General features: G+C 61.7%; 30 protein-coding genes, 1 pseudogene and 1 riboswitch. Of the genes and pseudogenes, 9 read left to right on the top strand and 22 right to left on the bottom strand.

Translation table 11 applies throughout. The features are described 5' to 3' along the window. Positions 1–9 precede the first annotated feature (9 nt). The gene (gene gcvH / locus BKY26_RS03100; RefSeq protein WP_071688937.1) at positions 10–369 is read right to left on the bottom strand and encodes a glycine cleavage system protein GcvH; all 360 of its coding nucleotides are present in this window, start codon (positions 367–369) and stop codon (positions 10–12) included. 22 nt (positions 370–391) lie between these two features. Then, positions 392–1,492 carry a glycine cleavage system aminomethyltransferase GcvT gene (gene gcvT, locus BKY26_RS03105; protein WP_071688938.1) on the bottom strand — a complete coding sequence of 367 codons (1,101 nt, stop codon included), beginning with the start codon at positions 1,490–1,492 and terminating at the stop codon, positions 392–394. A gap of 144 nt (positions 1,493–1,636) precedes the next feature. Continuing rightward, a riboswitch (glycine riboswitch) is annotated at positions 1,637–1,726 on the bottom strand. 73 nt (positions 1,727–1,799) lie between these two features. Here gcvT and BKY26_RS03110 point away from each other — a divergent pair. Continuing rightward, complete coding sequence (locus BKY26_RS03110) at positions 1,800–2,366, top strand: gamma-glutamylcyclotransferase family protein (RefSeq protein WP_071688974.1); 567 nt, start codon at positions 1,800–1,802, stop codon at positions 2,364–2,366. 70 nt (positions 2,367–2,436) lie between these two features. After that, positions 2,437–3,060, top strand: a complete 624-nt coding sequence (locus BKY26_RS03115) for a sulfotransferase family protein (RefSeq protein WP_071688939.1) — start codon at positions 2,437–2,439, stop codon at positions 3,058–3,060. Between the two features lie 51 nt (positions 3,061–3,111). On the opposite strand, the gene rpmD is transcribed toward BKY26_RS03115, so the two are convergent. The 11 genes from rpmD to rpmC all read right to left on the bottom strand — a co-directional run bounded on the left by rpmD (position 3,112) and on the right by rpmC (position 7,421). Beyond that, positions 3,112–3,300 carry a 50S ribosomal protein L30 gene (rpmD, locus tag BKY26_RS03120; RefSeq protein ID WP_071688940.1) on the bottom strand — a complete coding sequence of 63 codons (189 nt, stop codon included), beginning with the start codon at positions 3,298–3,300 and terminating at the stop codon, positions 3,112–3,114. Positions 3,301–3,312: 12 nt separating this feature from the next. Beyond that, positions 3,313–3,885: a 30S ribosomal protein S5 gene (gene rpsE, locus BKY26_RS03125; protein WP_071688941.1), complete on the bottom strand. Its 573-nt coding sequence runs from the start codon at positions 3,883–3,885 to the stop codon at positions 3,313–3,315. A gap of 120 nt (positions 3,886–4,005) precedes the next feature. Then, complete coding sequence (gene rplR / locus BKY26_RS03130) at positions 4,006–4,365, bottom strand: 50S ribosomal protein L18 (protein ID WP_071688942.1); 360 nt, start codon at positions 4,363–4,365, stop codon at positions 4,006–4,008. 11 nt (positions 4,366–4,376) lie between these two features. Next, the gene (gene rplF, locus BKY26_RS03135; protein ID WP_071688943.1) at positions 4,377–4,910 is read right to left on the bottom strand and encodes a 50S ribosomal protein L6; all 534 of its coding nucleotides are present in this window, start codon (positions 4,908–4,910) and stop codon (positions 4,377–4,379) included. A 12-nt stretch (positions 4,911–4,922) separates the two neighbouring features. Then, positions 4,923–5,315, bottom strand: coding sequence for a 30S ribosomal protein S8 (gene rpsH / locus BKY26_RS03140; RefSeq protein WP_071688975.1), 393 nt, complete (start codon positions 5,313–5,315; stop codon positions 4,923–4,925). Between the two features lie 15 nt (positions 5,316–5,330). Continuing rightward, positions 5,331–5,636, bottom strand: a complete 306-nt coding sequence (gene rpsN, locus BKY26_RS03145; protein WP_071688944.1) for a 30S ribosomal protein S14 — start codon at positions 5,634–5,636, stop codon at positions 5,331–5,333. Positions 5,637–5,657: 21 nt separating this feature from the next. After that, positions 5,658–6,221, bottom strand: coding sequence for a 50S ribosomal protein L5 (gene rplE / locus BKY26_RS03150; RefSeq protein WP_071688945.1), 564 nt, complete (start codon positions 6,219–6,221; stop codon positions 5,658–5,660). Continuing rightward, entirely contained in the window at positions 6,214–6,525 is a 312-nt protein-coding gene (rplX, locus tag BKY26_RS03155) for a 50S ribosomal protein L24 (protein WP_071688946.1), read from the bottom strand. The genes rplE and rplX overlap by 8 nt, the downstream gene beginning before the upstream one ends. 1 nt (position 6,526) lies before the next feature. Beyond that, complete coding sequence (rplN, locus tag BKY26_RS03160) at positions 6,527–6,895, bottom strand: 50S ribosomal protein L14 (RefSeq protein WP_007427594.1); 369 nt, start codon at positions 6,893–6,895, stop codon at positions 6,527–6,529. Positions 6,896–6,969: 74 nt separating this feature from the next. Further along, entirely contained in the window at positions 6,970–7,200 is a 231-nt protein-coding gene (rpsQ, locus tag BKY26_RS03165) for a 30S ribosomal protein S17 (RefSeq protein ID WP_071688947.1), read from the bottom strand. Positions 7,201–7,214: 14 nt separating this feature from the next. Then, entirely contained in the window at positions 7,215–7,421 is a 207-nt protein-coding gene (gene rpmC / locus BKY26_RS03170; protein WP_071688948.1) for a 50S ribosomal protein L29, read from the bottom strand. Between the two features lie 225 nt (positions 7,422–7,646). On the opposite strand from rpmC, the gene BKY26_RS03175 reads away from it, so the two are divergent. Further along, a complete protein-coding gene (locus BKY26_RS03175; RefSeq protein ID WP_071688949.1) occupies positions 7,647–8,267 on the top strand; it encodes a 2OG-Fe(II) oxygenase family protein in 621 nt (206 codons plus the stop codon). Between the two features lie 157 nt (positions 8,268–8,424). Beyond that, positions 8,425–9,210: a TIGR00266 family protein gene (locus BKY26_RS03180; protein ID WP_071688950.1), complete on the top strand. Its 786-nt coding sequence runs from the start codon at positions 8,425–8,427 to the stop codon at positions 9,208–9,210. A 191-nt stretch (positions 9,211–9,401) separates the two neighbouring features. On the opposite strand, the gene rplP is transcribed toward BKY26_RS03180, so the two are convergent. The 6 genes from rplP to BKY26_RS03210 all read right to left on the bottom strand — a co-directional run bounded on the left by rplP (position 9,402) and on the right by BKY26_RS03210 (position 12,768). Next, entirely contained in the window at positions 9,402–9,815 is a 414-nt protein-coding gene (gene rplP / locus BKY26_RS03185) for a 50S ribosomal protein L16 (RefSeq protein WP_071688951.1), read from the bottom strand. A gap of 13 nt (positions 9,816–9,828) precedes the next feature. After that, positions 9,829–10,551 carry a 30S ribosomal protein S3 gene (rpsC, locus tag BKY26_RS03190; RefSeq protein WP_071688952.1) on the bottom strand — a complete coding sequence of 241 codons (723 nt, stop codon included), beginning with the start codon at positions 10,549–10,551 and terminating at the stop codon, positions 9,829–9,831. Further along, positions 10,551–10,931: a 50S ribosomal protein L22 gene (gene rplV / locus BKY26_RS03195; protein ID WP_071688953.1), complete on the bottom strand. Its 381-nt coding sequence runs from the start codon at positions 10,929–10,931 to the stop codon at positions 10,551–10,553. Before rplV ends, rpsC begins: the two co-directional genes overlap by 1 nt. A 3-nt stretch (positions 10,932–10,934) precedes the next feature. Beyond that, a complete protein-coding gene (gene rpsS / locus BKY26_RS03200) occupies positions 10,935–11,213 on the bottom strand; it encodes a 30S ribosomal protein S19 (protein WP_071688954.1) in 279 nt (92 codons plus the stop codon). 3 nt (positions 11,214–11,216) lie between these two features. Next, positions 11,217–12,059 carry a 50S ribosomal protein L2 gene (gene rplB / locus BKY26_RS03205; protein WP_071688955.1) on the bottom strand — a complete coding sequence of 281 codons (843 nt, stop codon included), beginning with the start codon at positions 12,057–12,059 and terminating at the stop codon, positions 11,217–11,219. Between the two features lie 217 nt (positions 12,060–12,276). Beyond that, a complete protein-coding gene (locus BKY26_RS03210; protein WP_083431299.1) occupies positions 12,277–12,768 on the bottom strand; it encodes a P-loop nucleotide/nucleoside kinase family protein in 492 nt (163 codons plus the stop codon). Positions 12,769–12,934: 166 nt separating this feature from the next. Between BKY26_RS03210 and BKY26_RS20850 the strand changes: the two genes are divergently transcribed. The 5 genes and pseudogenes from BKY26_RS20850 (at position 12,935) to BKY26_RS03235 (ending at position 15,565) form a co-directional block, all read left to right on the top strand. Beyond that, the gene (locus tag BKY26_RS20850; RefSeq protein ID WP_425434462.1) at positions 12,935–13,144 is read left to right on the top strand and encodes a type II toxin-antitoxin system RelE/ParE family toxin; all 210 of its coding nucleotides are present in this window, start codon (positions 12,935–12,937) and stop codon (positions 13,142–13,144) included. Positions 13,145–13,288: 144 nt separating this feature from the next. Then, positions 13,289–13,501 (top strand): annotated as a pseudogene (locus tag BKY26_RS20595) (transposase); the annotation flags it as partial. Positions 13,502–13,672: 171 nt separating this feature from the next. Continuing rightward, on the top strand, positions 13,673–14,101 hold the full coding sequence (locus BKY26_RS03225) for a DUF2852 domain-containing protein (protein ID WP_071688957.1): 429 nt from the start codon (positions 13,673–13,675) through the stop codon (positions 14,099–14,101). Positions 14,102–14,182: 81 nt separating this feature from the next. Continuing rightward, on the top strand, positions 14,183–14,629 hold the full coding sequence (locus tag BKY26_RS03230) for an RDD family protein (RefSeq protein WP_083431301.1): 447 nt from the start codon (positions 14,183–14,185) through the stop codon (positions 14,627–14,629). A gap of 108 nt (positions 14,630–14,737) precedes the next feature. Then, positions 14,738–15,565, top strand: a complete 828-nt coding sequence (locus BKY26_RS03235) for an arginyltransferase (protein ID WP_071688958.1) — start codon at positions 14,738–14,740, stop codon at positions 15,563–15,565. A 77-nt stretch (positions 15,566–15,642) separates the two neighbouring features. On the opposite strand, the gene BKY26_RS03240 is transcribed toward BKY26_RS03235, so the two are convergent. The 3 genes from BKY26_RS03240 to BKY26_RS03250 form a co-directional block, all read right to left on the bottom strand. Beyond that, positions 15,643–18,000, bottom strand: a complete 2,358-nt coding sequence (locus BKY26_RS03240; protein WP_071688959.1) for a TRAP transporter large permease — start codon at positions 17,998–18,000, stop codon at positions 15,643–15,645. A gap of 14 nt (positions 18,001–18,014) precedes the next feature. Beyond that, the gene (locus tag BKY26_RS03245; protein ID WP_071688960.1) at positions 18,015–18,947 is read right to left on the bottom strand and encodes a TRAP transporter small permease subunit; all 933 of its coding nucleotides are present in this window, start codon (positions 18,945–18,947) and stop codon (positions 18,015–18,017) included. 123 nt (positions 18,948–19,070) lie between these two features. Beyond that, positions 19,071–20,153: a TRAP transporter substrate-binding protein gene (locus BKY26_RS03250; RefSeq protein ID WP_071688961.1), complete on the bottom strand. Its 1,083-nt coding sequence runs from the start codon at positions 20,151–20,153 to the stop codon at positions 19,071–19,073. Between the last annotated feature and the right edge of the window lie 296 nt (positions 20,154–20,449).

Consider the following 20,449-nt stretch of genomic DNA (forward strand, 5'->3'; position numbering starts at 1 on the left):
GGTCTCTCCTCAGTCGATCATCTCTTTATAGGCGTCTTCGTCCATGTACTCGTCCATCTGCGAGAGGTCGGTCGCCTTGATCTTGAAAAACCACGCCTCGCCCATGGGGTCGTCATTGACCATGCCGGGGGTATCGGCGAGCGCGTCGTTCACTTCCACGATCTCACCATCGAGCGGCGCCATGATGTCGGATGCTGCCTTGACGGATTCGATCACCACGATGTCGTCATCCTTGGCCACCTGGGTGCCGGCCTCGGGCAATTCGACGAACACCACATCGCCAAGGGCGGTGGCGGCATGCTCGGTAATGCCGACAGTCACGATATCGCCATCGGCGCGCAGCCATTCATGTTCTTCGGTGAATTTCATTGGGTCTCTCCCTTTCGTTGGATCAGCGTTTGTAATCGGGTTTGTGGAACGGCAGGTCGGTCTGCGCAGCAGGCAGGCGCTTGCCGCGAACCTCGCCATAAAGCGTAATGTCCGCGGGCACGGCGCTGTCAATGATCCCCATGGCGATCGGCGCGCCGACCGAGGGGCCAAAGCCGCCGGAGGTGATCACACCGATCTGGGTGCCGCCCTCAGCCGCATCGAAGAGGGGCACACCGCCACGCATCGGCGCACGGCCCTCGGGCCGCAGGCCCACGCGGCGGCGCGCTGCACCGTTCTGCATTTCGTCCAGGATACGGTCCGCACCGGGGAAGCCACCCTCCCGGTCACCGCCCACGCGGCGCACCTTGTTCACGGCCCAGGTCATCCCGGCCTCGATGGGGGAAATCTCTTCGGTCAGGTCATTGCCGTATAGCGGCATCCCGGCCTCCATCCGCAGGCTGTCGCGGGCGCCGAGGCCAATGGGCATGACCTCTTCCATCTCCAGCAACACGGAGGCGAAACCTTCGGCGGCATCGGCGGGGACCGAGATCTCGAACCCATCCTCACCGGTATAGCCCGAGCGGGAAATCCACAGCTCCACGCCGTTCCAAGCCACCTGCGCCACATCCATGAACTTCATCTCCGCAACAGACGGCACCAGCCGCGCCAGTGCGGTTTCCGCCAGCGGCCCTTGCAGCGCCAGCAACGCGCGGTCGGTCACTTCATCCACGCCGTCGATAGCGGCGCGCATATGGGCGATGTCATGTTCCTTGCGAGAGGCGTTGACGACGAGGAACAGATCCCCCGCCCGCCGCGCGATCATCAGGTCATCCAGAACCCCGCCCGCGTCATTGGTAAAAAGCCCATACCGCTGGCGGCCTTCCTTCAGGCCGATCACATCGACCGGAACCAGAGCCTCCAGCGCCGCATCCGCCGACAGCGGCAGCAGGACCTGACCCATATGGCTGACGTCAAACAGACCCGCCTTTTCCCGTGTGTGCTGATGTTCCGCCATGACCCCGGCGGCAAATTGCACCGGCATCTCATAGCCCGCGAACGGCACCATCTTGGCGCCCTGCGCCTCGTGCAGCGCCTTCAGCGGCAGGTGTTTCAGATCGCTCATGCGGCCTCCCCTTTTCATCGACCGGGGCTGGCCCGGCATCGCTAAAACATGCGTAATCCGCATGTCACGATGCCCCCTCTGTCCTTTCGCCTGAGATCGTTATCCCTTCGGCGGACGCAACACGCGCCTCTCTCCAGAGTTTCGATGTTCCAGCAGGTCCTGGCGCCTGAGAGTTTACCGGGGCGGTTGCTCCTTCGGCACCGGTACGGAACCGGATTCTCCCTGCTTGAACGAGGGGCAGGATAGCGATCTTTTTGATTCCGGCAAGCCCTTGCATGCAACCGCATACGCGGGCATCTCTATCGCCATGTCTGACCCTTTCTTCTTTGGCTATGGCAGCCTTGTGAACCGATCAACTCATACCTACCCCCGTGCCGCCAAGGCGACGGTGACCGGATGGGCGCGCGAATGGAAAAAGTCCAAGCTTCGGCGCGTTGCCTTTCTGACTGCGGTGGAGGCGCATGGCGAGGAAATTGACGGGCTGATCGCTGCTGTACCGGGGGCCGATTGGGTGGCGCTGGATGAACGCGAACGGGCCTATCACCGGTTACCGGTTCTGGAGATTCGCCATGACCACCCACCCCTGCCCGACATCCAGATCTATCGCGCGAGCGCGGATCATATAGAAGAATCGGGCGACCACGTCCTGCTGCAGAGCTATCTGGATGTGGTGGTGCAGGGCTATCTGCGGGAATTTGGCGTCGAGGGGGCGGACCGCTTCTTCGCCACCACCCATGGCTGGGACATGCCCATTTGCCGGGATCGCGAGGACCCGGTTTATCCCCGGCATCAGCGACTGACATCCGAGGAGCGGGATTTCGTCGATGACCGGTTGGAGCGGCTTGGGGTGGGATTTACGAACAGACGGCCCTGACAGGTCGTCCCGGATTTTTCTGGCAATCCTCGCCTAGTCACCTAGCATCGCCAAAAAGGGGGATGCAGGAATGGCGCTACAGATCATCGGGGCCGGGTTCGGCCGAACGGGAACCGAGTCGCTCAAACGTGCGTTGGAGATGCTGGGGTTCGGTCCCTGCCACCACATGCACGAGGTCATGGAGCGGCCTGAACTGAACACCCAATGGCGGGCGATTGCAGCAGGTGCCGATCCCGATTGGGACCGTGTGTTCGACGGCTACCGATCCACAGTCGATTGGCCCTCGACGCATTATTGGGATGCGCTGGCGGATCACTACCCGAACGCCAAGATCATCCTGTCTCTACGCGATGCGGCGGGCTGGTTCAAAAGCATGCAGAACACCATTCTGCCGGTTCTGCGCGACAGCACCGATGCCGAAAGCTTCGGCACGTCAGTCATCCGGGATCAGCTCTTTTCCGGAAATCTGGACGACCGGGACCACGTTGTCGGCGTCTACAAGGATCACATCGCGCGGGTGAAGGCCAGGATCCCGCCCGAGCGCCTGCTGACCTATGAGCTTGGCAGCGGATGGGAGCCGCTCTGCGCATTTCTGGGCTGCGACGTGCCGTCCGAGCCCTACCCGTCCGGCAACCGTCCCGACCAGTTCCACGAGAAAATCGCAGAGGCTGACGCCGCAAAGACTGTGCAATAGAAAACGCCCCGGCCTGTCGACCGGGGCGCTTCCTTAACCTCTCAGAGTAGCTTAGTCGCGCTCTTCGATGATTTCGACCATATGCGGGATCTTGGCGATCATGCCACGGACCGAAGGGGTATCTTCCAGTTCGCGGGTCTTGTGCATCTTGTTCAGGCCCAGGCCGATCAGCGTCTGGCGCTGGATGGCGGGGCGGCGGATCGGGGAACCGATCTGCTTGACGACGATGGTTTTTGCCATGGGTGCGTCTCCTTACGAGTCAGCGGCTTCGGCGGTGGCTTCGGCTTCCGGCTTGCGCAGGATGTCGGCCACTTTCTTGCCACGGCGAGCCGCAACCATACGCGGGGAGGACTCGTTGCGGAGACCGTCCAGCGTGGCGCGGATCATGTTGTAGGGGTTCTGGGACCCGGTCGACTTGGCAACCACGTCCTTGACGCCCAGCATCTCGAACACGGCGCGCATAGGACCACCGGCGATGATCCCGGTGCCTTCCGGAGCGGTGCGCATGGTCACCTTGCCAGCGCCGTGATGGCCCTTGACGTCGTGATGCAGGGTGCGGCCTTCCTTCAGCGGCACGCGGATCAGCTGACGCTTGGCCTGCTCGGTCGCCTTGCGGATCGCCTCGGGCACCTCTTTGGCCTTGCCCTTGCCGAAGCCGACGCGGCCACGCTGGTCGCCCACAACCACGAGGGCGGCGAAGCCGAAGCGCTTACCACCTTTGACGGTTTTGGACACACGGTTGATCGCGACAAGGCGGTCAGCGAATTCCGGGGTTTCTTCGCGCTCTTCGCGGCGGCGGCCGCGGCGCTGTTCACGTTCTGCCATTGATTGGCATCCTCTTTCAGGTGGCGCGCTATGCGCCGGTTGCGTCGATCGCAGTGGACAGGCGCAAACCCAGTCCCCCGATCATCGAGGCGGCCCCTGACCGGAGCCGCCTGCAAGTGATTAGAACTTCAGACCACCTTCACGCGCAGCGTCGGCCAGAGCCTTCACCTTGCCGTGGAAGAGGAAGCCGCCACGGTCGAAGTAGCATTCTTCGACGCCTTTGGCCTTGGCACGCTCGGCAATCGCCGCGCCCACCTTGGTGGCCGCTTCGACGTTGTTCTTGCCGACCACGCCCAGATCCTTCTCCATGGTGGAGGCGGAGGCCAGGGTGACGCCATTCACGTCGTCGATCAGCTGCACGCTGATGTTCTTGTTCGAACGGTGCACCGACAGGCGCGGACGCCCATTCGCGGTTTTCCGCAGCTTGTTCCGGACGCGCAGGCGGCGTTTCTGGAACAGGACTTGTTTGCTGTTTGCCATTGTTCGCGCCCTTACTTCTTCTTGCCTTCCTTGCGGAAGATATACTCATCCTTGTAGCGGATGCCTTTGCCCTTGTAGGGCTCGGGCTTGCGCCATTCGCGGATGTTTGCTGCAACCTGGCCGACCTCTTGCTGGTCGATGCCTTCGACGATGATTTCGGTCGGCTTCGGCGCGGTCACGGTGACCCCGGCAGGAACCTCGAAATTCACGTCATGCGACAGGCCGAGCGACAGTTTCAGGACATTGCCCTGCATCTGCGCGCGGTAACCCACACCCTGGATCTCCAGCTCTTTCTTGAAGCCTTCGGTCACACCGGTCACCAGATTGGCGACCTGGGTGCGGGACATGCCCCACTGCTGACGCGCCCGCTTGGACTTGCCGCGCGGGGTGACCGACACGGCGTTGTCTTCGACGGAGAGCGTCACATCGTCGGTTGCGGTGAAGCTGCGGGTGCCCTTGGGGCCCTTCACTTCAACGGTCTGGCCGGAGACGGATGCAGTCACACCCGACGGCAGCTCGACCGGTTTCTTACCAATACGAGACATTGCCAAACCTCCTTAGAACACGGTGCAGAGCACTTCGCCGCCAACATTGGCGCCACGTGCAGCTGCATCCGACATCACGCCCTTGGACGTGGAGACGATGGAAACACCCATGCCCTGACGGACCTGCGGGATGTCGTTGACGCTCATGTACACGCGGCGGCCGGGCTTGGACACGCGCTTGACTTCGCGGATCACAGGCTCGCCTTCATAGTACTTGAGGCTGATTTCGATGGTGGGATGGCCCTTTGCATCCGTGCCACGTTCGTAGCCGCGGATATAGCCTTCGTCGGCCAGCACATCCAGAACCCATGCGCGCAGCTTCGATGCCGGGGTCGACACGGTCGACTTGCCGCGCATCTGGGCGTTGCGGATACGGGTCAGCATATCACCGATAGGATCGTTCATCATGTCAAACCCTCCTTACCAGCTCGACTTGACCATGCCGGGGATCTGGCCGTTCGAGGCCAGGTCACGCAGCTTGATCCGCGACATTTTCAGCTTGCGGTAATACGCCTTGGGGCGACCGGTCAGCTGGCAACGGTTGTGAAGACGGGTGGCAGAGCTGTTGCGGGGCAGTTTCGCCAGTTTCAGGCGCGCCTTGAACCGCTCTTCCATCGGCCGCTCTTCGTCATTCGCGATTTCCTTCAGCGCGGCGCGCTTGGCGGCATATTGTGCCACCAGACGTTCCCGCTTCAGTTCGCGTTCGATCATTGCTTTCTTAGCCATGTTCTACTTCCTCTCCGCGGCTCAGCTGTTGAACGGCATGTTGAAATGCTTCAACAGCGCCTTGGCTTCCGCGTCGGTCTTCGCGGTGGTGGCGATCACGATATCCATGCCCCAGACCTCATCGACCTTGTCGAAGTTGATCTCGGGGAACACGATATGTTCCTTCATGCCCATGGCGTAGTTGCCACGGCCGTCGAAGGATTTGCCCGACACGCCGCGGAAGTCGCGGACGCGGGGCATTGCAATCGTGATCAGGCGATCGAGGAATTCGTACATGCGGTCGCCGCGCAGGGTGACCTTGGCGCCAAGCGGCATGCCTTCACGAACCCGGAAACCGGCGATCGATTTGGAGGCCGTGGTGGTCAGAGCCTTCTGGCCAGCGATGGCGGTCAGGTCTTCCTGGGCCGATTTGGCCTTCTTGGAATCGCGAACCGCTTCGGCCCCGCAGCCGATGTTCAGGACGATCTTGTCCAGGCGCGGGATTTGCATGTCGTTCTTGTAGCCGAACTCTTCCTTCATGGCAGCACGGATGCTGTCCTTGTAGGCGGCCTTCAGACGCGGGGTGTAGTTTGCGGAATCAAGCATCGATCACGTCCCCCGTGGTCTTGGCGTAACGGACCTTCTTGTCGCCTTCCATGCGGAAGCCAACGCGGGTCGGTTTGCCGTTTGCGTCGATCAGCGCGAGGTTCGACAGCTGGATCGGCATTGCCTTGGGAAGGCGGCCGCCCTGGTCGGTCTGGCTCTGACGGGTATGGCGGATCGCCATGTTGATGCCGTCCACGACGGCTTTGCCGGCCTTGGGGTCGACGGAGGCGATTGTGCCTTCCTTGCCCTTGTCCTTGCCGGCCAGCACGACGACCTTGTCGCCGGTTTTCAGCTTAGCAGCCATCTTACAGCACCTCCGGGGCGAGCGAGATGATCTTCATGAAGTTCTTGGCACGCAGTTCGCGCACAACCGGCCCGAAGATACGGGTACCGACCGGCTCACCTGCGTTGTTCAGGATCACGGCGGCGTTGCGGTCAAAGCGGATTGCGGTGCCGTCTTCACGGCGAACTTCCTTGGCGGTGCGCACGACGACGGCCTTGCGGACGTCCCCTTTCTTCACGCGGCCGCGCGGGATGGCTTCCTTCACCGAGACGACAATGATGTCGCCGACGGAGGCGTATTTACGCTTGGAACCACCCAGGACCTTGATGCACTGCACCCGGCGAGCGCCGGAGTTGTCAGCGACATCCAGATTGGTCTGCATCTGGATCATGTGGTTTCTCCCGACCTGTGGGGGCTGGTCTTGTTTGATCCCCCAGGGTTTCGTTCAATCTGGAACGGGATCGCTTAGTTCGCGATCACTTCCCAGCGTTTCGACTTCGAGATGGGGGCACATTCCTGGATACGGACGGTATCCCCCACCTTGAAAGTGTTGTTGGCATCGTGAGCCCGGTACTTTTTGGACTTACGGATGGTTTTCTGCAGCACGGGGTGCTTGAAGCGGCGCTCGACAGACACGGTGACGGTCTGTTCGTTCTTGTCGCTGGTGACGGTGCCGGTAAGGATACGTTTGGGCATCTAAGTGGCTCCTCTTACTCGGCCGACGCAGCGGCGGCTGCTTTTTCGTTCAGGATCGTCATGATGCGGGCAGTGTCGCGGCGGACCTGACGCATACGCGCGGTGTTTTCCAGCTGGCCGGTGGCCTGCTGAAACCGCAGGTTGAACGATTCTTTCTTCAGATTGACGAGTTCGTCCCGAAGCTGATCCGGGGTCTTGTCACGCAGTTCGGTGGCGTTCATGCGCCTTCTTCCTTCTCTCAAAACACCAGCGAGCCCCGCGATGGGTCACCCGTTGACCTGGTGGATGAATGACAAACGACGAATCCCCGGGCGAACCCGGGGAAGCGTGCGATGCCGCTCTATAGGGGGGTTGGGCGTGGGGGGCAAGGGTTAGATTGAAAAACCTGCACCACAAGGCTGCGATGGCTCTCGCGTGGCGGCACGCCTTGGGGTAATAGCACGCGCATGGCCCAGATATCATCCCTCTTCGTGACCCGCCTCTACCGCGCCCGCCTGTCGGAATTCGCCCCTGAGATTGACCCGCAGGAGCTGGACAATTCCTGCATCGTGATCGCCGAGGATGACGAGGCCGGGCAGCAATGGTGCGAGGCGAACGGCTATCCCGGCTATACCTCCTACGCCTCGCTCACCGACCTGCCCTGGCGCTTTCCGATCTTTGCCGATCTGGTGAAGGTGCTCGATCAGCACGTCGCGGCCTTTGCCGAGGATCTGGAGTTCGATCTCGATGGCCGCAAGCTGGTGCTGGAGGATCTCTGGATCAACATCCTGCCAGAGGGCGGCATGCATTCCAGCCACCTGCACCCGCATTCCGTCATTTCCGGCACAACCTATGTGGCGATGCCAGACGGGGCCAGCGCATTGAAGCTGGAGGACCCGCGATCCGGCCGGATGATGGCCGCCCCGGCCCGCAGGAAAGGCGCGCGGGAAGAGCTGAAGACCTTCATCTACGTCAAACCGGATGTCGGCGATGTGCTGCTATGGGAAAGCTGGCTGCGCCACGAGGTGCCGATGAACATGGCCGAGGAGGAACGCATCTCGGTCAGTTTCAACTACCGGTGGGAGTGAGGCCCGGCCCCGTATCGTGATACGGCGGCTGTGGATGAACGGCAGCGGACGCACGGCAAACCCCGGCTCCCGATACAGGACACTTGACGCCCGAAGGCGCGGCGTCAATTCTCTGGCCGGGTAATTTCCATTTCCAACAGCCAAAAGGATATTTCCGATGCAATGCCATGAAGTCGACTACGAGCTCTTTGGTGACGACATGCAGATCGTCGAGGTGGAGCTTGACCCCGGCGAGAAGGTGATCGCCGAAGCGGGCGCGATGAACTACCTTGAGGACGGCATCGATTTCGAAAGTCGCATGGGCGATGGCGCGCGTCCCTCGGGCGGGATCATGAACTCGTTGCTCAATGTCGGCAAACGGGTGCTGACGGGCGAATCCATCTTCCTCACCCATTTCACCAATAACGGTCAGGGCAAGAAGCGCGTGGCCTTCGCGGCCCCCTATCCCGGCAAGATCATCCCCGTGAATATGGCGGAGATCGGCGGCGAACTGATCTGTCAGAAGGATGCGTTTCTGTGTGCCGCTTTCGGGACAACCACGGGGATCGCCTTTCAGAAGAAGCTTGGCGTCGGGTTCTTCGGGGGCGAGGGCTTTATCCTTCAGCGCCTGAACGGCGACGGGATGGCCTTCATTCATGTGGGCGGCACCGTCATCAAGCGAGAGCTTGCGGCGGGCGAAACCCTGCGGGTCGATACAGGGTGTCTGGCGGCGATGGATGGCAGCGTCGGATATGACATCGAACGGGCCGGGAACCTGAAATCCATGGTCTTCGGGGGTGAAGGCCTGTTCCTTGCCACCCTGAAAGGCCCCGGCACCGTCTGGCTACAAAGCCTGCCCTTCTCTCGCCTCGCCGACCGCATCATGCGCGCCGCGATGCCGGGTGGCAGCAAGGGCGAGGGATCGGTTCTCGGTGGCCTGGGGGATATGTTCGGAGACCGGTAAGACCGGGCAGGGAAGCGCCTTCGAAGGCGCTTTGACCCGATTTCGAAATCGGGTTGGAAGGCGGTTCGAACCGCCTTGGCCCCGCTCAACGTCAAACGGCTCGCCCGAACCGGATCGCAGCAAAAGGAAGACCCCCGCCGATCAGCTCGACGGGGGTTTTGATGTCGTAGGGTGGGCAGTTTGCCCACCGATTACCAGTCTTCGCGGACCACGGTGCGGGTCTTGATCGGCAGCTTCATCGCAGCCAGGCGCAGGGCCTCGCGGGCGATCGGCTCGGACACGCCATCGATCTCGAACATGATCCGGCCGGGCTTGACCTTGCAGGCCCAGTAATCGACGGACCCCTTACCTTTACCCATCCGAACTTCGACGGGCTTCGAGGTCACGGGCAGATCGGGGAAGATCCGGATCCAGACACGACCCTGACGCTTCATGTGACGCGTCATGGCCCGACGGGCGGCTTCGATCTGACGGGCGGTGACCCGCTCGGGCTGGAGTGCCTTCAGGCCGTAGGTGCCGAAGTTCAGGTCAGACCCGCCCTTCGCTTCACCACGGATCCGGCCCTTGTGCTGTTTGCGGAATTTTGTGCGCTTCGGTTGCAGCATTGTCTTCTACTCCTTAGCGATCACGACGGCCACGGCCACCGCCCTGAGGACGCGGACCGCCACCTTCCTGGGCTTCAGCGGCGCGACGGTCACGGGCAGCGGGATCGTGCTCCATGATTTCGCCTTTGAAGATCCAGGTCTTGATGCCGATGATGCCGTAGGGCGTGGACGCCTCGGCATGTGCATAGTCGATGTCGGCGCGCAGGGTGTGAAGCGGCACGCGGCCCTCACGGTACCATTCGGTCCGCGCGATCTCTGCGCCACCCAGACGGCCGGCAACGTTCACGCGGATGCCCAGGGCACCCATGCGCATGGCGTTCTGCACGGCGCGCTTCATGGCACGACGGAAGGACACACGACGTTCCAGCTGCTGCGCGATGGATTCTGCCACCAGGGCAGCGTCCAGCTCGGGCTTGCGGACCTCGACGATGTTGAGGTGCAGTTCCGAAGCGGTCATCGACGCGAGCTTCTTGCGCAGGGTTTCGATATCGGCGCCTTTCTTGCCGATGATCACGCCCGGACGCGCGGTGTGAACGGTGACGCGGCACTTGCGGTGCGGACGTTCGATGATCACACGGGACACGCCCGCCTGCTTGCACTCTTCGTGGATGAACTCACGGATCTTGATGTCCTCCAGCAGGAGGTTCCCGTAGTCCTTGGTATCTGCGTACCAGCGGCTGTCCCAGGTGCGGTTCACCTGCAGGCGCATGCCGATCGGATTAACCTTGTGACCCATTAGGCTTGCTCCTCAACTTGACGCACCTTGATGGTGAGTTCCGAAAACGGCTTCACGATCCGGCCAAAGCGGCCACGGCCACGCGGACGACCGCGCTTCATGACCATGTTCTTGCCGACATAGGCTTCGGCAACGACCAGTTCGTCCACGTCGAGATTGTGGTTGTTCTCGGCATTGGCGATAGCGGACTGCAGGCACTTCTTGACGTCCTGTGCGATCCGCTTCTGCGAGAAGGTCAGATCGGCCAGCGCCTTGTCCACGGATTTGCCGCGGATCATCTGTGCCACGAGGTTCAGCTTCTGCGGGCTGGTGCGCAGCATGCGCAGCTTTGCCATTGCCTCGTTATCCGCCACGCGGCGGGGATTCTTATCCTTGCCCATGGCTTACTTCCTCTTCGCTTTCTTGTCGGCCGCGTGACCGTAATAGGTCCGCGTCGGCGAGTATTCACCGAACTTCTGGCCGATCATGTCCTCGGTGACGTTCACCGGGACGTGCTTCTTGCCATTGTAGACGCCGAAGGTAAGGCCCACGAACTGGGGCAGAATGGTGGAACGGCGCGACCAGATCTTGATGACCTCGTTGCGGCCCGACTCGCGGGCTTTTTCGGCCTTCTTGAGGACGTAAGAGTCGACAAAAGGGCCCTTCCAGACGGAACGCGACATCTATCAGCGTCCTTTCTTCTTGGCGTGACGCGAGCGGATGATGAGCTTTTGCGACGCCTTGTTCTTGTTGCGGGTACGAGCCCCTTTGGTCGGCTTGCCCCAGGGGGTAACCGGGTGACGGCCGCCAGAGGTCCGGCCTTCACCACCACCATGGGGGTGATCGACCGGGTTCATCACGACACCACGCACAGACGGGCGGATGCCCTTGTGGCGGTTGCGACCGGCCTTACCGATGTTCTGGTTCGAGTTGTCCGGGTTCGACACGGCACCAACGGTGGCCATGCATTCCTGACGCACGAGGCGAAGCTCGCCCGAGGACAGGCGGATCTGGGCGTAGCCACCGTCGCGGCCGACGAACTGGGCATAGGTGCCCGCGGCGCGTGCGATCTGGCCACCCTTGCCGGGCTTCAGCTCGATGTTGTGGACGATCGTCCCGATCGGCATGCCCGAGAAGGGCATCGCGTTGCCGGGCTTGATGTCGGCCTTGGCCGACGCGATCACCTTGTCGCCAAGTCCCAGACGCTGTGGCGCGAGGATATAGGCCTGCTCGCCGTCTTCGTACTTGACCAGGGCGATGAACGCGGTCCGGTTGGGGTCATATTCGATCCGCTCGACGGTCGCGGTGACGTCGAACTTGTTCCGCTTGAAATCGACGATGCGATAGAGACGCTTTGCCCCACCGCCGCGGCGGCGCATCGTGATCCGTCCGGTGTTGTTCCGGCCGCCCGACTTCGTCAGACCCTCGGTGAGGGCCTTGACAGGACGTCCTTTCCACAGCTCCGAACGGTCGATCAGAACCAGCCCACGCTGGCCCGGCGTCGTCGGCTTATACGACTTGAGTGCCATGTTTACTGTCTTCCGTTTTCTGTGCGGGTCCTGCGGCAGAAGCCGCGAAACCCTGATGTTATAGGCCCCCGTAGGTGCCCGTCGTGAGTGTCCTTGCGAACAAAAGCAGAGCCCCGGACGAATCCGGGGCCTTGCCGATGGGGTCTCTTAGGGGGTTCGGGGGGTGGGGTCAAGCGGCGTAGATGACAAATGGATCAAGCCGCGCGAAGTGTCCATCTTACGATCCACGCACCACTATCCTAAAGCCCTCCCCCTCGCCCGGCGGCACGAAGTGGCTGGTGATCTGTTCGAACTGTTCATCCGTCACATCGAACGGGTGCTCACCACCTGCATTGCGCGCCTTTAGACGGGCCTTGCAGACCTCATCCGAAACATCGAGATAGTGCAGCCTATGCGGCGCGCCGGTGCTGTTGGCCAACTCCTTCATCCAGCGGCGCTGCTCGACCGTGTTGGCCGGAAAGTCCAGCACCACGCTCACCCCCGCCGCCAGCAGGTCGCGCACCAGCGGCCCCACAACCTTTTTCAGCCGGGTGGAACAGCGCACATAGTCGGGGATCGTCAGCAACTCGTCAGGATAGAGCAGCGGCAGCCACTCGTCCTCTGACAGCACCACCGCCCGATGCTCTACCGCCAGCGCCTTCGCCAAAGTCGACTTCCCCGCCGCGATCTTGCCGCACAGGAAATGTAGTTCAGCTTGGCCGCTCGACATGGTCACAATCCTTCGCCCTATCCCCAAAACCATATGGGACATCCCCGAAACAAGAAAACCCCCGGCTTTCGCCGAGGGTTTCCTCAATCATAGTGACCAAACGATCAGAGACCAGTCGATACGTCGATCATGTTGCCCTCTTCGAGGGTAACGTAGTCTCCGCACGGTGCCTGATCTCTCGCTCGACATTCTGCCGCAAGCAGATGCCGATCTGGAGGATATTTGGCCCCATACCGCGCATGCATGGTCAATCGCGCACGCCGATCACTACATTGTCACCCTGTACGGATCATCCGAGATGCTTTGTGACCTGCCGACCGTCGCCCGCGAACGCCCTGAGATCACCCCACCTGCGCGCGTTCATCCCATCGGGTAGCATTACGTGATCTATCGTGTGGTGGGCGAAACCCTCACCGTGCTCCGCGTCGTGCACGATAGGTGGAACTGGCCAACCCTTTGACCTGAGCCCCTGAATTTCCTCCCGTTTCGTGTAGAGCCCGCCCAGCAAAAGGACGGACAAATGAAGCCGAGCCTCGCCGACGAACAGATCATTTCGATGATCAAGGAGCAGGAAGCTGACGAGAAGACAACTGATGTGTGCAGGCGCAATGGGATCAGCCAGGGCACCTTTTAAAAGTACAATAGCAAATACGGCGGCATGGCACTGTCGGATGCGAAGAAGCTGCGAGCGCTGGAAGCTGAGAATGCCAAGCTGAAGAAGCTCTTGTCCGAACAGACCCCCTACACCCGAAGACTCTCCATGAGGCGGAGGAAACTTGGGGCTCAGGTCACCGCAGCAAAGAAAATGTAAAAACTTTTCACATCCCCCCTTGAAGCCTCCGTCCGCCTTCCCATCTTGGATCATGTAAAGAGGATTTACATTGACCCCGAAACGGAGGACACCATGACTGCAACCGCCACCACGACCGATGTGGCCGACACCGCCAAAGGCTGGTTTTCGCGTGCCGAAGACTGGCTGGATGACAAGGGCAAGGGCGCCTGGATCGCCGCCATGGTCCTTGGTTTCATCTTCTTCTGGCCCGTTGGCCTCGCCCTTCTCTTCTACATGATCTGGAGCAAACGTATGTTCACCAAAGGCTGCCGCGCCCGTACCCGTTCCCATGGCCATTCCTTCCGCACGTCGGGAAACACGGCCTTCGACAGCTACAAGGCCGACACGCTGCGCCGGCTGGAGGAGGAGCAGGACGCGTTCGAAAGCTTCCTCAACCGTCTGCGTGAGGCCAAGGACAAGGCCGAGTTCGACCAGTTCATGGCCGACCGCGCCCGCCGGGCCCGGGAAGAGGCCGCTGACGCCGAAACCGTAGAGGCCTGACCCCCAACCCCTTGGGCCTCTCTCTGCCGGCCGCGCCTGTCCCCGCGCGGTCGGCCCTTTTCAATCCATGAAAAACGCGCCATGACCTATACAATGACTTCCGCCCTGCCCGACCCCGACCGCCAAGCCGTCTTTTACGACGGCATCCCCGCCAAGCGCCTTTTTGCCTGGGTCGTGGATGTGGCGCTGATTTTTATCGCCATGCTGCTGCTTGGCGTTCTGACCCTGTCGATCGCCTGGTTCCTGTGGCCGCTCTTCTGGATTGCCACCAGCTTTCTCTACCGGTCCATCACCATCGCGTCGGGCTCTGCCACGCTTGGCATGCGGCTGATGAATATCGAGCTGCGCAATGCGCAGGGCCAACGGCTGAACGGCACCGAGGCGATGATGCATACGGGCGGATACCTGCTCTGCGCCAGCTTCTTCCTGCCGCATGTCCTGTCCATCGGGATGATCGCACTCAGCCAGCGCCATCAAAGCCTGCCGGATGCCTTTCTTGGCACGGCCGCCATCAACCGTCCGCGGTAACGGGCCGTTAACCGGGTGGGCAGGCCAAAATGGGTTGCCCGCCCGCCGATCCTGTTGCAGGCTTTCCTGTGACAGGACAGTAACAGCAGCCCTTGCAGACAGGACGTTATGCGCCACAGCCTACCGCTTGCGCCACAATTCTATGTGACGGCTCCGCAGACTTGCCCATATCTTGAGGGTAAGCGGGAGCGGAAGCTGTTCACCGCCCTGCAGGGCGACCATGCCGAAAAGCTGAACGATTCGCTGTCCAAGCAGGGATTCCGCCGCTCACAGAACGTGCTTTATCGCCCGTCCTGTTCGGATTGTTCCGCTTGCTTGTCCGCCCGGATCAGGGTTGCGGACTTTGTGCCCACCAAAAGCCAGCGCCGCGCGCTGCGCCGAAATCAGGGCCTTGTACGCGAGGCGCGCAGCCCCTGGGCAACCGAGGAGCAATATGCGCTTTTCAGGAACTATCTCGATAGCCGCCACGCCGATGGCGGCATGGCCGACATGGATGTGTTCGAGTTTGCCGCGATGATCGAAGAAACGCCGGTGCGCAGCCGGGTCATCGAATATCGCGACACGGCGGATGCCGAGAACACTCTGACCGCCGTCTGCCTGACAGATGTGCTCGATGACGGGCTGTCGATGGTCTACTCCTTCTTCCGTCCCGATCAGGCGCAGCGGTCGCTTGGCAGCTATGTGATCCTCGACCATATCCAGATCGCGCGGGATGCGGGGCTTCCTTATGTCTATCTTGGCTATTGGGTGCCCGGCAGCGCGAAGATGGGCTACAAGGCCAAGTTCTCGGCGCTGGAGGTCTATCTGGGCGGTGCCTGGCAGCAGTTGAAAGATCCCGAGGCCTATGAATCCGAGGCGCATCCGCTGTCCATCGACCCGATCGCGGAACAGGTGGCGCGGCTGACCCTGCCTGATACCCGCCCGATGGACGACTGAACCTGTTCAGAGACCTTTGACATGCAGAACGGGCCCCCGATTGGAGGCCCGCTTTTGTTTGGGTGTCCGCCCTGCCCCTAGTTGTTGGGCAGCAGATCCGGCACGATGGTCACGATCTGCGGGAACAGCCACAGCAGCGCCAGCCCGATCACCTGGATCAGCACGAAGGGTATGACCCCCCGATAGATATGGCCCGTCGTCACGCTGGCTGGCGCGACCCCCCGCAGATAGAACAGCGCAAAGCCGAAGGGCGGTGTCAGGAAGCTGGTCTGAAGGTTCACCGCGATCATGATCGTCACCCATTTCGGGTCCATCGTGCCGCCATAGATGACCGGCCCGACGATCGGGATCACGATGTAGATGATTTCAAGGAAATCCAGAACGAAGCCCAGGATGAAGAGGATGATCATCACCAGAAGGAAGACCTTCCATTCCTCGTCGAAACTGCGCAGGAACGCCTGAATATAGTGTTCGCCCCCGAAGGAGATCACCACCAGGTTCAGCAACTGCGAGCCGATGAGGATGGTGAACACCATCGAGGTCACCTTCGCGGTTTCGCGCACCACCGGCGACAGCACACCGCCGCGCAGCAAGACCCAGCACCCGTAGAGCAGCCCGAAGAAGGCAAAGTGATAAGCGCCAAGCGTGATCAGGTAGGCGATCCAGTCTTCCACCGCCACGGACTCGCGGTTCACACGAAGGTCGAAATTGATCCCGAAAAGGATCATGATCACGATGGCAAGGCTTGCCCAGAGGATGATCTTGCCGGACTTCTGCTCTTCGCTCAGCTTGCGATAGGCCGCCAGCATGATCGCCCCACCGGCCCCGAGCGCCGCAGCCGGTGTCGGGTTGGTGATGCCACCAAGGATCGAGCCGAGCACGGCCACGATCAGCACCAGCGGCGGGAAGACCACGCGCAGCAATTCGTTCGTGGACAAGCGCTTCATCGCTTCCAGCACCCCATAGGCCGTGATGGCGAAGGGGATGGCCAGCAGGATGAAGGTGCTGCCGGAACTGGTGGCCGGACCGATCAGGGCAATGTCCACCAGGAATGCGGCAAGAACACCCGCACCACCGATCAACAGCGGGCGCGGATCGGCCGAAGGCATGATCCCGCGGGCGGTGGTCAGAACCAGGGCCAGCATGACGAAGAACACGGCCACGCCGGTGCCGATCGGCGCGATATTGGCCAGTGCTTCGGCGCGGGCAGCGTCCATTTCCTCGGCAGAGCGTTCATGCGACTGCTCCACCCCGCCGGATGCGTCGATGGCCTCCTGCTGCGCGACGGCTGCATCCCAGGCCTCCTGGCCATGCAGCTCGATCATGGCGTCGCGGCAGCTGTCGGACACGTTGGTGCGCAGGTCGGCGGACTCGCCGGCCTCGGAATAGGAGGAGACGAAAATCGACTGGCTGCCGACCAGACCCGCCTGCCCCGCCACGACCACCGCAAGGATGATCGCCAGCGGCACACCGAGGAACCATGTCAGCCCCTCGTTTCGGGTGATGACCTCGCCCGAGCCCCCCTCGAACTGCACCGCAGGCGCCTTGGAGGGATTCAGCATCGCAAAGCCGAACGCATAGGCCCCGTAGAGGAACGCAAGGAAGATCCCCGGCAACAGCGCCGCCTGGAAGAGCGTACCGACCGACAGAACCGCCGGGCTGCCCAGATAGGTCAGGGCGTCACGACAGCCCGCCGCGATGGCGCGGGTTTCCTGCCCGATGGCGTAGAGGTCACCGGCCAGCGTGCCGAGCAGAACGATCACGATAGAGGGCGGAATGATCTGCCCGAGCGTGCCCGAGGCGGCGATCACCCCGGTCGCCAGTTCCGGGCTGTAGTTGTTGCGCAGCATGGTGGGCAGGGCCAGAAGGCCCATGGTCACCACGGTTGCGCCCACGATCCCGGTGGAAGCCGCAAGGAACGCACCCACGATGACGATGGATACGGCCAGACCGCCCGGCAGCGGCCCGAAGACACGCGCCATGGTGGTCAGCAGATCGTTTGCAATCTTGGACCGTTCCAGCGTGATGCCCATCATCACGAACATCAGCACCGCAAGCAGCGTCTCGATGGACTGGCCCGCGATCACGCGCTCGTTCATGCGGTTGACGATAAAGCCCAGGTTGCGGTCCAGCGCCTGTTCCCAGCCACCGGGGAAGAGATGTTCTTCGATCCTTGGCAATTCCGGGTATCGGAAGACCGATATGGCCTCTCGCGCCACCCCTTCCGCAATCAGCGCGGCATATTCCGCCGAGCCGGTGTCGATGGCCGCATGCACCAGCAGCCCGGCATTGTCCAAAGCGGCGATGATGCCGAAGGAAATCACCCCGGCGCCGCCGATGGCGAAGGCCACGGGGAAGCCCGTCATGATGCCCCCGAAGAGGCAGAGGAAGACCACGATCAGGCCGACCTCGACTCCGTCAAGTCCGAATAGCATTGATCCCAGTCCCCTTAATGCGTGCCTTCGTAGGCTTCTTCGCCCTCACCGAGCGAGTCCTTGTCGAGATGTTTTCCAGCGCTCTCTTCGCCCTCGACCAGTTCGAGGTAGGAGCGCCAGAAGAATGCCATCGCCTGAATGAAGACCAGCGCGCAGTAGCTGACGAGCAGGATCTTGAACAGGAAGTAGGCGTTGAACCCGTTCGGGCTGAACCCGATGGTTTCCACGTTCCAGCGCAGCGCCCGGGCCTGCATCATCATCCGGTCCAGCGTCGCGCCCGCATTCGGGTTCGGCGTGACCAGGTGGCGCCAGAGGAAATACCAGGCATACATCCAGGTCAGCACGGTCGCCGGCATCATGAAGAAGATGGACCCGAACATGTCGATGATCCGCTTGGTGCGGTGGCTGACGGCCGAATAGACGAGGTCCACCCGCACATGCCCGCCCTGCACGAAGGTGTAGGTGACGCAAAGCGCCACGATCATCGCGTTGTAGAGTTTGAGCTCTTCCGAGAACCAGCTGAGATCCTGCGTGAACCCCAGCCCCATCGGCCCGATGGAGATTTCAGCGACCCGGAAGATGCGTTGCAGGAAGACGATCATGATCTGTTGCAGAACCATGATCAGACCCGCCCAGGCAAAGAAGCGGCCAACTCCGTTGGCAACGCCCTCCAGCCCGCGCACCAGTGCCCAGAGGAAGTCCCGCTTCCAGAAACCGATGACGGTCAGAACAAGGAAGGTCGTGAAGATCACGAAGAAGAATTCGACCGACCCGCCGTAATAGATGAACCGCGCCAGCGACTGCTTTATCTCAAGCGCGCGGTCGCCTTCGGCCTGTGCCCATCCGCCAAGCCATGCCAGCCACTCGCCGGGATGCGTGATCGCATAGCCCAGGTTGTAGAAGGACATGGCGATATTCTCCAGCGCCCAGAGAATGCCATCGAACATGTGGAATGCTCCCCCGTTTCGGTCGCAGATGCGGCCCTGCGCCGGATGCGTCCGTCACCTGTGGCACCGCCCCCCGGTTTTGAGCTCGGGGGGCGGGCCTGTCCGTATGAGCTTGATCAGCCCTTAGCCGAGCACGCGGTCACGCTGTGCGCGGTAGGTGCCTTCCGAGGCCTGGATCCAGCCCGAGGAGGTGCGCATCGAGGCCATCGCGCTTTCGCGGATGCGGGCGAACAGTTCGTCGCCCATGTTCTCGTCGAGCACTTCCTGCGACGCCGCGCCGAAGGCATCCCAGACCGAGTCGGGGAAGGTGCGGACCTGCACGCCACCCGCGACCAGCTGTGCCAGCGCGTTGGAGTTGTTGGCCAGGAACTGAGAGAGGTTCCACTGGTGGCATTCTGCCGACGCGATCTCGATGATCTTCTGATGCGCGGGCGACAGGCTTTCGAACACGTCGCGGTTCGTTGCCACCGACAGGCCTGCACCCGGCTCGTGGAAGCCTGCGGTGTAGTAGATGTTGGTGATTTCCTGGAAACCGGCCGACTGGTCCGCCCACGGGCCGATCCACTCGGTGCCGTCGATGGCACCCGATGCCAGCGCCTGGTACACTTCGCCGCCGGGCAGGTTCTGCACCGATGCGCCGAGACGACCAAGCGCCTGACCACCGAGGCCGGGCATGCGGAAGCGCAGGCCCTGGAAATCCTCGGGGCTGTTGATTTCATTGCGGTACCAGCCGCCGGACTGCGCCCCGGTGTTGCCGCCGAGGAAGGATTTCAGGCCGAAGATCTGGCCCAGTTCGTCATGCAGTTCCATGCCGCCCTGGTGATAGTACCAGTTGGCCAGTTCCTGCGCGGTCATGCCGAAGGGCACGGCGGTGAAGAAGGCGTAGCCGGGATGCTGGCTGACGAAGTAGTAGTCCGCGCCATGATACATGTCGGCCTGACCCGAGGTCACGGCGTCGAACACCTCGAAGGCGCCAACCAGTTCGCCTGCGGCCCGCAGGTCGACGGTCAGTGCACCATCCGACATCGCGGTGATCGAATCGGCAACACGCTGCGCCGAGTCATGCACACCCGCAAGGCCACGGCCCCAGGTGGTGACCATGGTCAGGGTGCGGTTGCCCTGTGCGTAGGCCGGTGCGGCAAGTGCGGTCGAAGCAGCAGCAGCGCCGCCGACAGCGGACGTTCTCAGAAAAGAACGACGGTCCATATGGTATCCTCCCCATTTGGATCTCCACGACCCCCATCGGGCCGCGGTTGAGTGTTTTTAGTGAGGCCACGTTAGCGAAGCCTCCCAGCGCAACAAAGCGCATTTTGGCATGTTTGGCTAGAAAATTGTAAAATTTTTTTACCAATTCCCGCAAAACGGGTGTTGTCACCGAAGAAAGCACGATTTGCTGGCGCTAACACGGACGACCTGTGAACCGTCCCATGCAGCCGAATGCCAACCGGCGTCACAATGCGACCGCTGATTCTCTTTTTGCGACCATGTTTTCAGGGAAAAAC

The organism is Nioella sediminis (assembly GCF_001879695.1).
Classification (GTDB): Bacteria; Pseudomonadota; Alphaproteobacteria; order Rhodobacterales; family Rhodobacteraceae; genus Nioella; species Nioella sediminis.

What these genes read in the sequence shown, in the direction of transcription:
- gcvH (WP_071688937.1), bottom strand. Translation starts at nt 369, where the DNA reads ATGAAATTCACCGAAGAACATGAATGGCTGCGCGCCGATGGCGATATC.
- gcvT (WP_071688938.1), bottom strand. Translation starts at nt 1,492, where the DNA reads ATGAGCGATCTGAAACACCTGCCGCTGAAGGCGCTGCACGAGGCGCAG.
- BKY26_RS03110 (WP_071688974.1), top strand. Translation starts at nt 1,800, where the DNA reads ATGTCTGACCCTTTCTTCTTTGGCTATGGCAGCCTTGTGAACCGATCA.
- BKY26_RS03115 (WP_071688939.1), top strand. Translation starts at nt 2,437, where the DNA reads ATGGCGCTACAGATCATCGGGGCCGGGTTCGGCCGAACGGGAACCGAG.
- rpmD (WP_071688940.1), bottom strand. Translation starts at nt 3,300, where the DNA reads ATGGCAAAAACCATCGTCGTCAAGCAGATCGGTTCCCCGATCCGCCGC.
- rpsE (WP_071688941.1), bottom strand. Translation starts at nt 3,885, where the DNA reads ATGGCAGAACGTGAACAGCGCCGCGGCCGCCGCCGCGAAGAGCGCGAA.
- rplR (WP_071688942.1), bottom strand. Translation starts at nt 4,365, where the DNA reads ATGGCAAACAGCAAACAAGTCCTGTTCCAGAAACGCCGCCTGCGCGTC.
- rplF (WP_071688943.1), bottom strand. Translation starts at nt 4,910, where the DNA reads ATGTCTCGTATTGGTAAGAAACCGGTCGAGCTGCCGTCGGGTGTGACT.
- rpsH (WP_071688975.1), bottom strand. Translation starts at nt 5,315, where the DNA reads ATGAACGATCCTATCGGTGATATGCTGACCCGTATCCGCAACGCCCAG.
- rpsN (WP_071688944.1), bottom strand. Translation starts at nt 5,636, where the DNA reads ATGGCTAAGAAAGCAATGATCGAACGCGAACTGAAGCGGGAACGTCTG.
- rplE (WP_071688945.1), bottom strand. Translation starts at nt 6,221, where the DNA reads ATGCTTGATTCCGCAAACTACACCCCGCGTCTGAAGGCCGCCTACAAG.
- rplX (WP_071688946.1), bottom strand. Translation starts at nt 6,525, where the DNA reads ATGGCTGCTAAGCTGAAAACCGGCGACAAGGTCGTCGTGCTGGCCGGC.
- rplN (WP_007427594.1), bottom strand. Translation starts at nt 6,895, where the DNA reads ATGATCCAGATGCAGACCAATCTGGATGTCGCTGACAACTCCGGCGCT.
- rpsQ (WP_071688947.1), bottom strand. Translation starts at nt 7,200, where the DNA reads ATGCCCAAACGTATCCTTACCGGCACCGTCACCAGCGACAAGAACGAA.
- rpmC (WP_071688948.1), bottom strand. Translation starts at nt 7,421, where the DNA reads ATGAACGCCACCGAACTGCGTGACAAGACCCCGGATCAGCTTCGGGAC.
- BKY26_RS03175 (WP_071688949.1), top strand. Translation starts at nt 7,647, where the DNA reads ATGGCCCAGATATCATCCCTCTTCGTGACCCGCCTCTACCGCGCCCGC.
- BKY26_RS03180 (WP_071688950.1), top strand. Translation starts at nt 8,425, where the DNA reads ATGCAATGCCATGAAGTCGACTACGAGCTCTTTGGTGACGACATGCAG.
- rplP (WP_071688951.1), bottom strand. Translation starts at nt 9,815, where the DNA reads ATGCTGCAACCGAAGCGCACAAAATTCCGCAAACAGCACAAGGGCCGG.
- rpsC (WP_071688952.1), bottom strand. Translation starts at nt 10,551, where the DNA reads ATGGGTCACAAGGTTAATCCGATCGGCATGCGCCTGCAGGTGAACCGC.
- rplV (WP_071688953.1), bottom strand. Translation starts at nt 10,931, where the DNA reads ATGGGCAAGGATAAGAATCCCCGCCGCGTGGCGGATAACGAGGCAATG.
- rpsS (WP_071688954.1), bottom strand. Translation starts at nt 11,213, where the DNA reads ATGTCGCGTTCCGTCTGGAAGGGCCCTTTTGTCGACTCTTACGTCCTC.
- rplB (WP_071688955.1), bottom strand. Translation starts at nt 12,059, where the DNA reads ATGGCACTCAAGTCGTATAAGCCGACGACGCCGGGCCAGCGTGGGCTG.
- BKY26_RS03210 (WP_083431299.1), bottom strand. Translation starts at nt 12,768, where the DNA reads ATGTCGAGCGGCCAAGCTGAACTACATTTCCTGTGCGGCAAGATCGCG.
- BKY26_RS03225 (WP_071688957.1), top strand. Translation starts at nt 13,673, where the DNA reads ATGACTGCAACCGCCACCACGACCGATGTGGCCGACACCGCCAAAGGC.
- BKY26_RS03230 (WP_083431301.1), top strand. Translation starts at nt 14,183, where the DNA reads ATGACCTATACAATGACTTCCGCCCTGCCCGACCCCGACCGCCAAGCC.
- BKY26_RS03235 (WP_071688958.1), top strand. Translation starts at nt 14,738, where the DNA reads ATGCGCCACAGCCTACCGCTTGCGCCACAATTCTATGTGACGGCTCCG.
- BKY26_RS03240 (WP_071688959.1), bottom strand. Translation starts at nt 18,000, where the DNA reads ATGCTATTCGGACTTGACGGAGTCGAGGTCGGCCTGATCGTGGTCTTC.
- BKY26_RS03245 (WP_071688960.1), bottom strand. Translation starts at nt 18,947, where the DNA reads ATGTTCGATGGCATTCTCTGGGCGCTGGAGAATATCGCCATGTCCTTC.
- BKY26_RS03250 (WP_071688961.1), bottom strand. Translation starts at nt 20,153, where the DNA reads ATGGACCGTCGTTCTTTTCTGAGAACGTCCGCTGTCGGCGGCGCTGCT.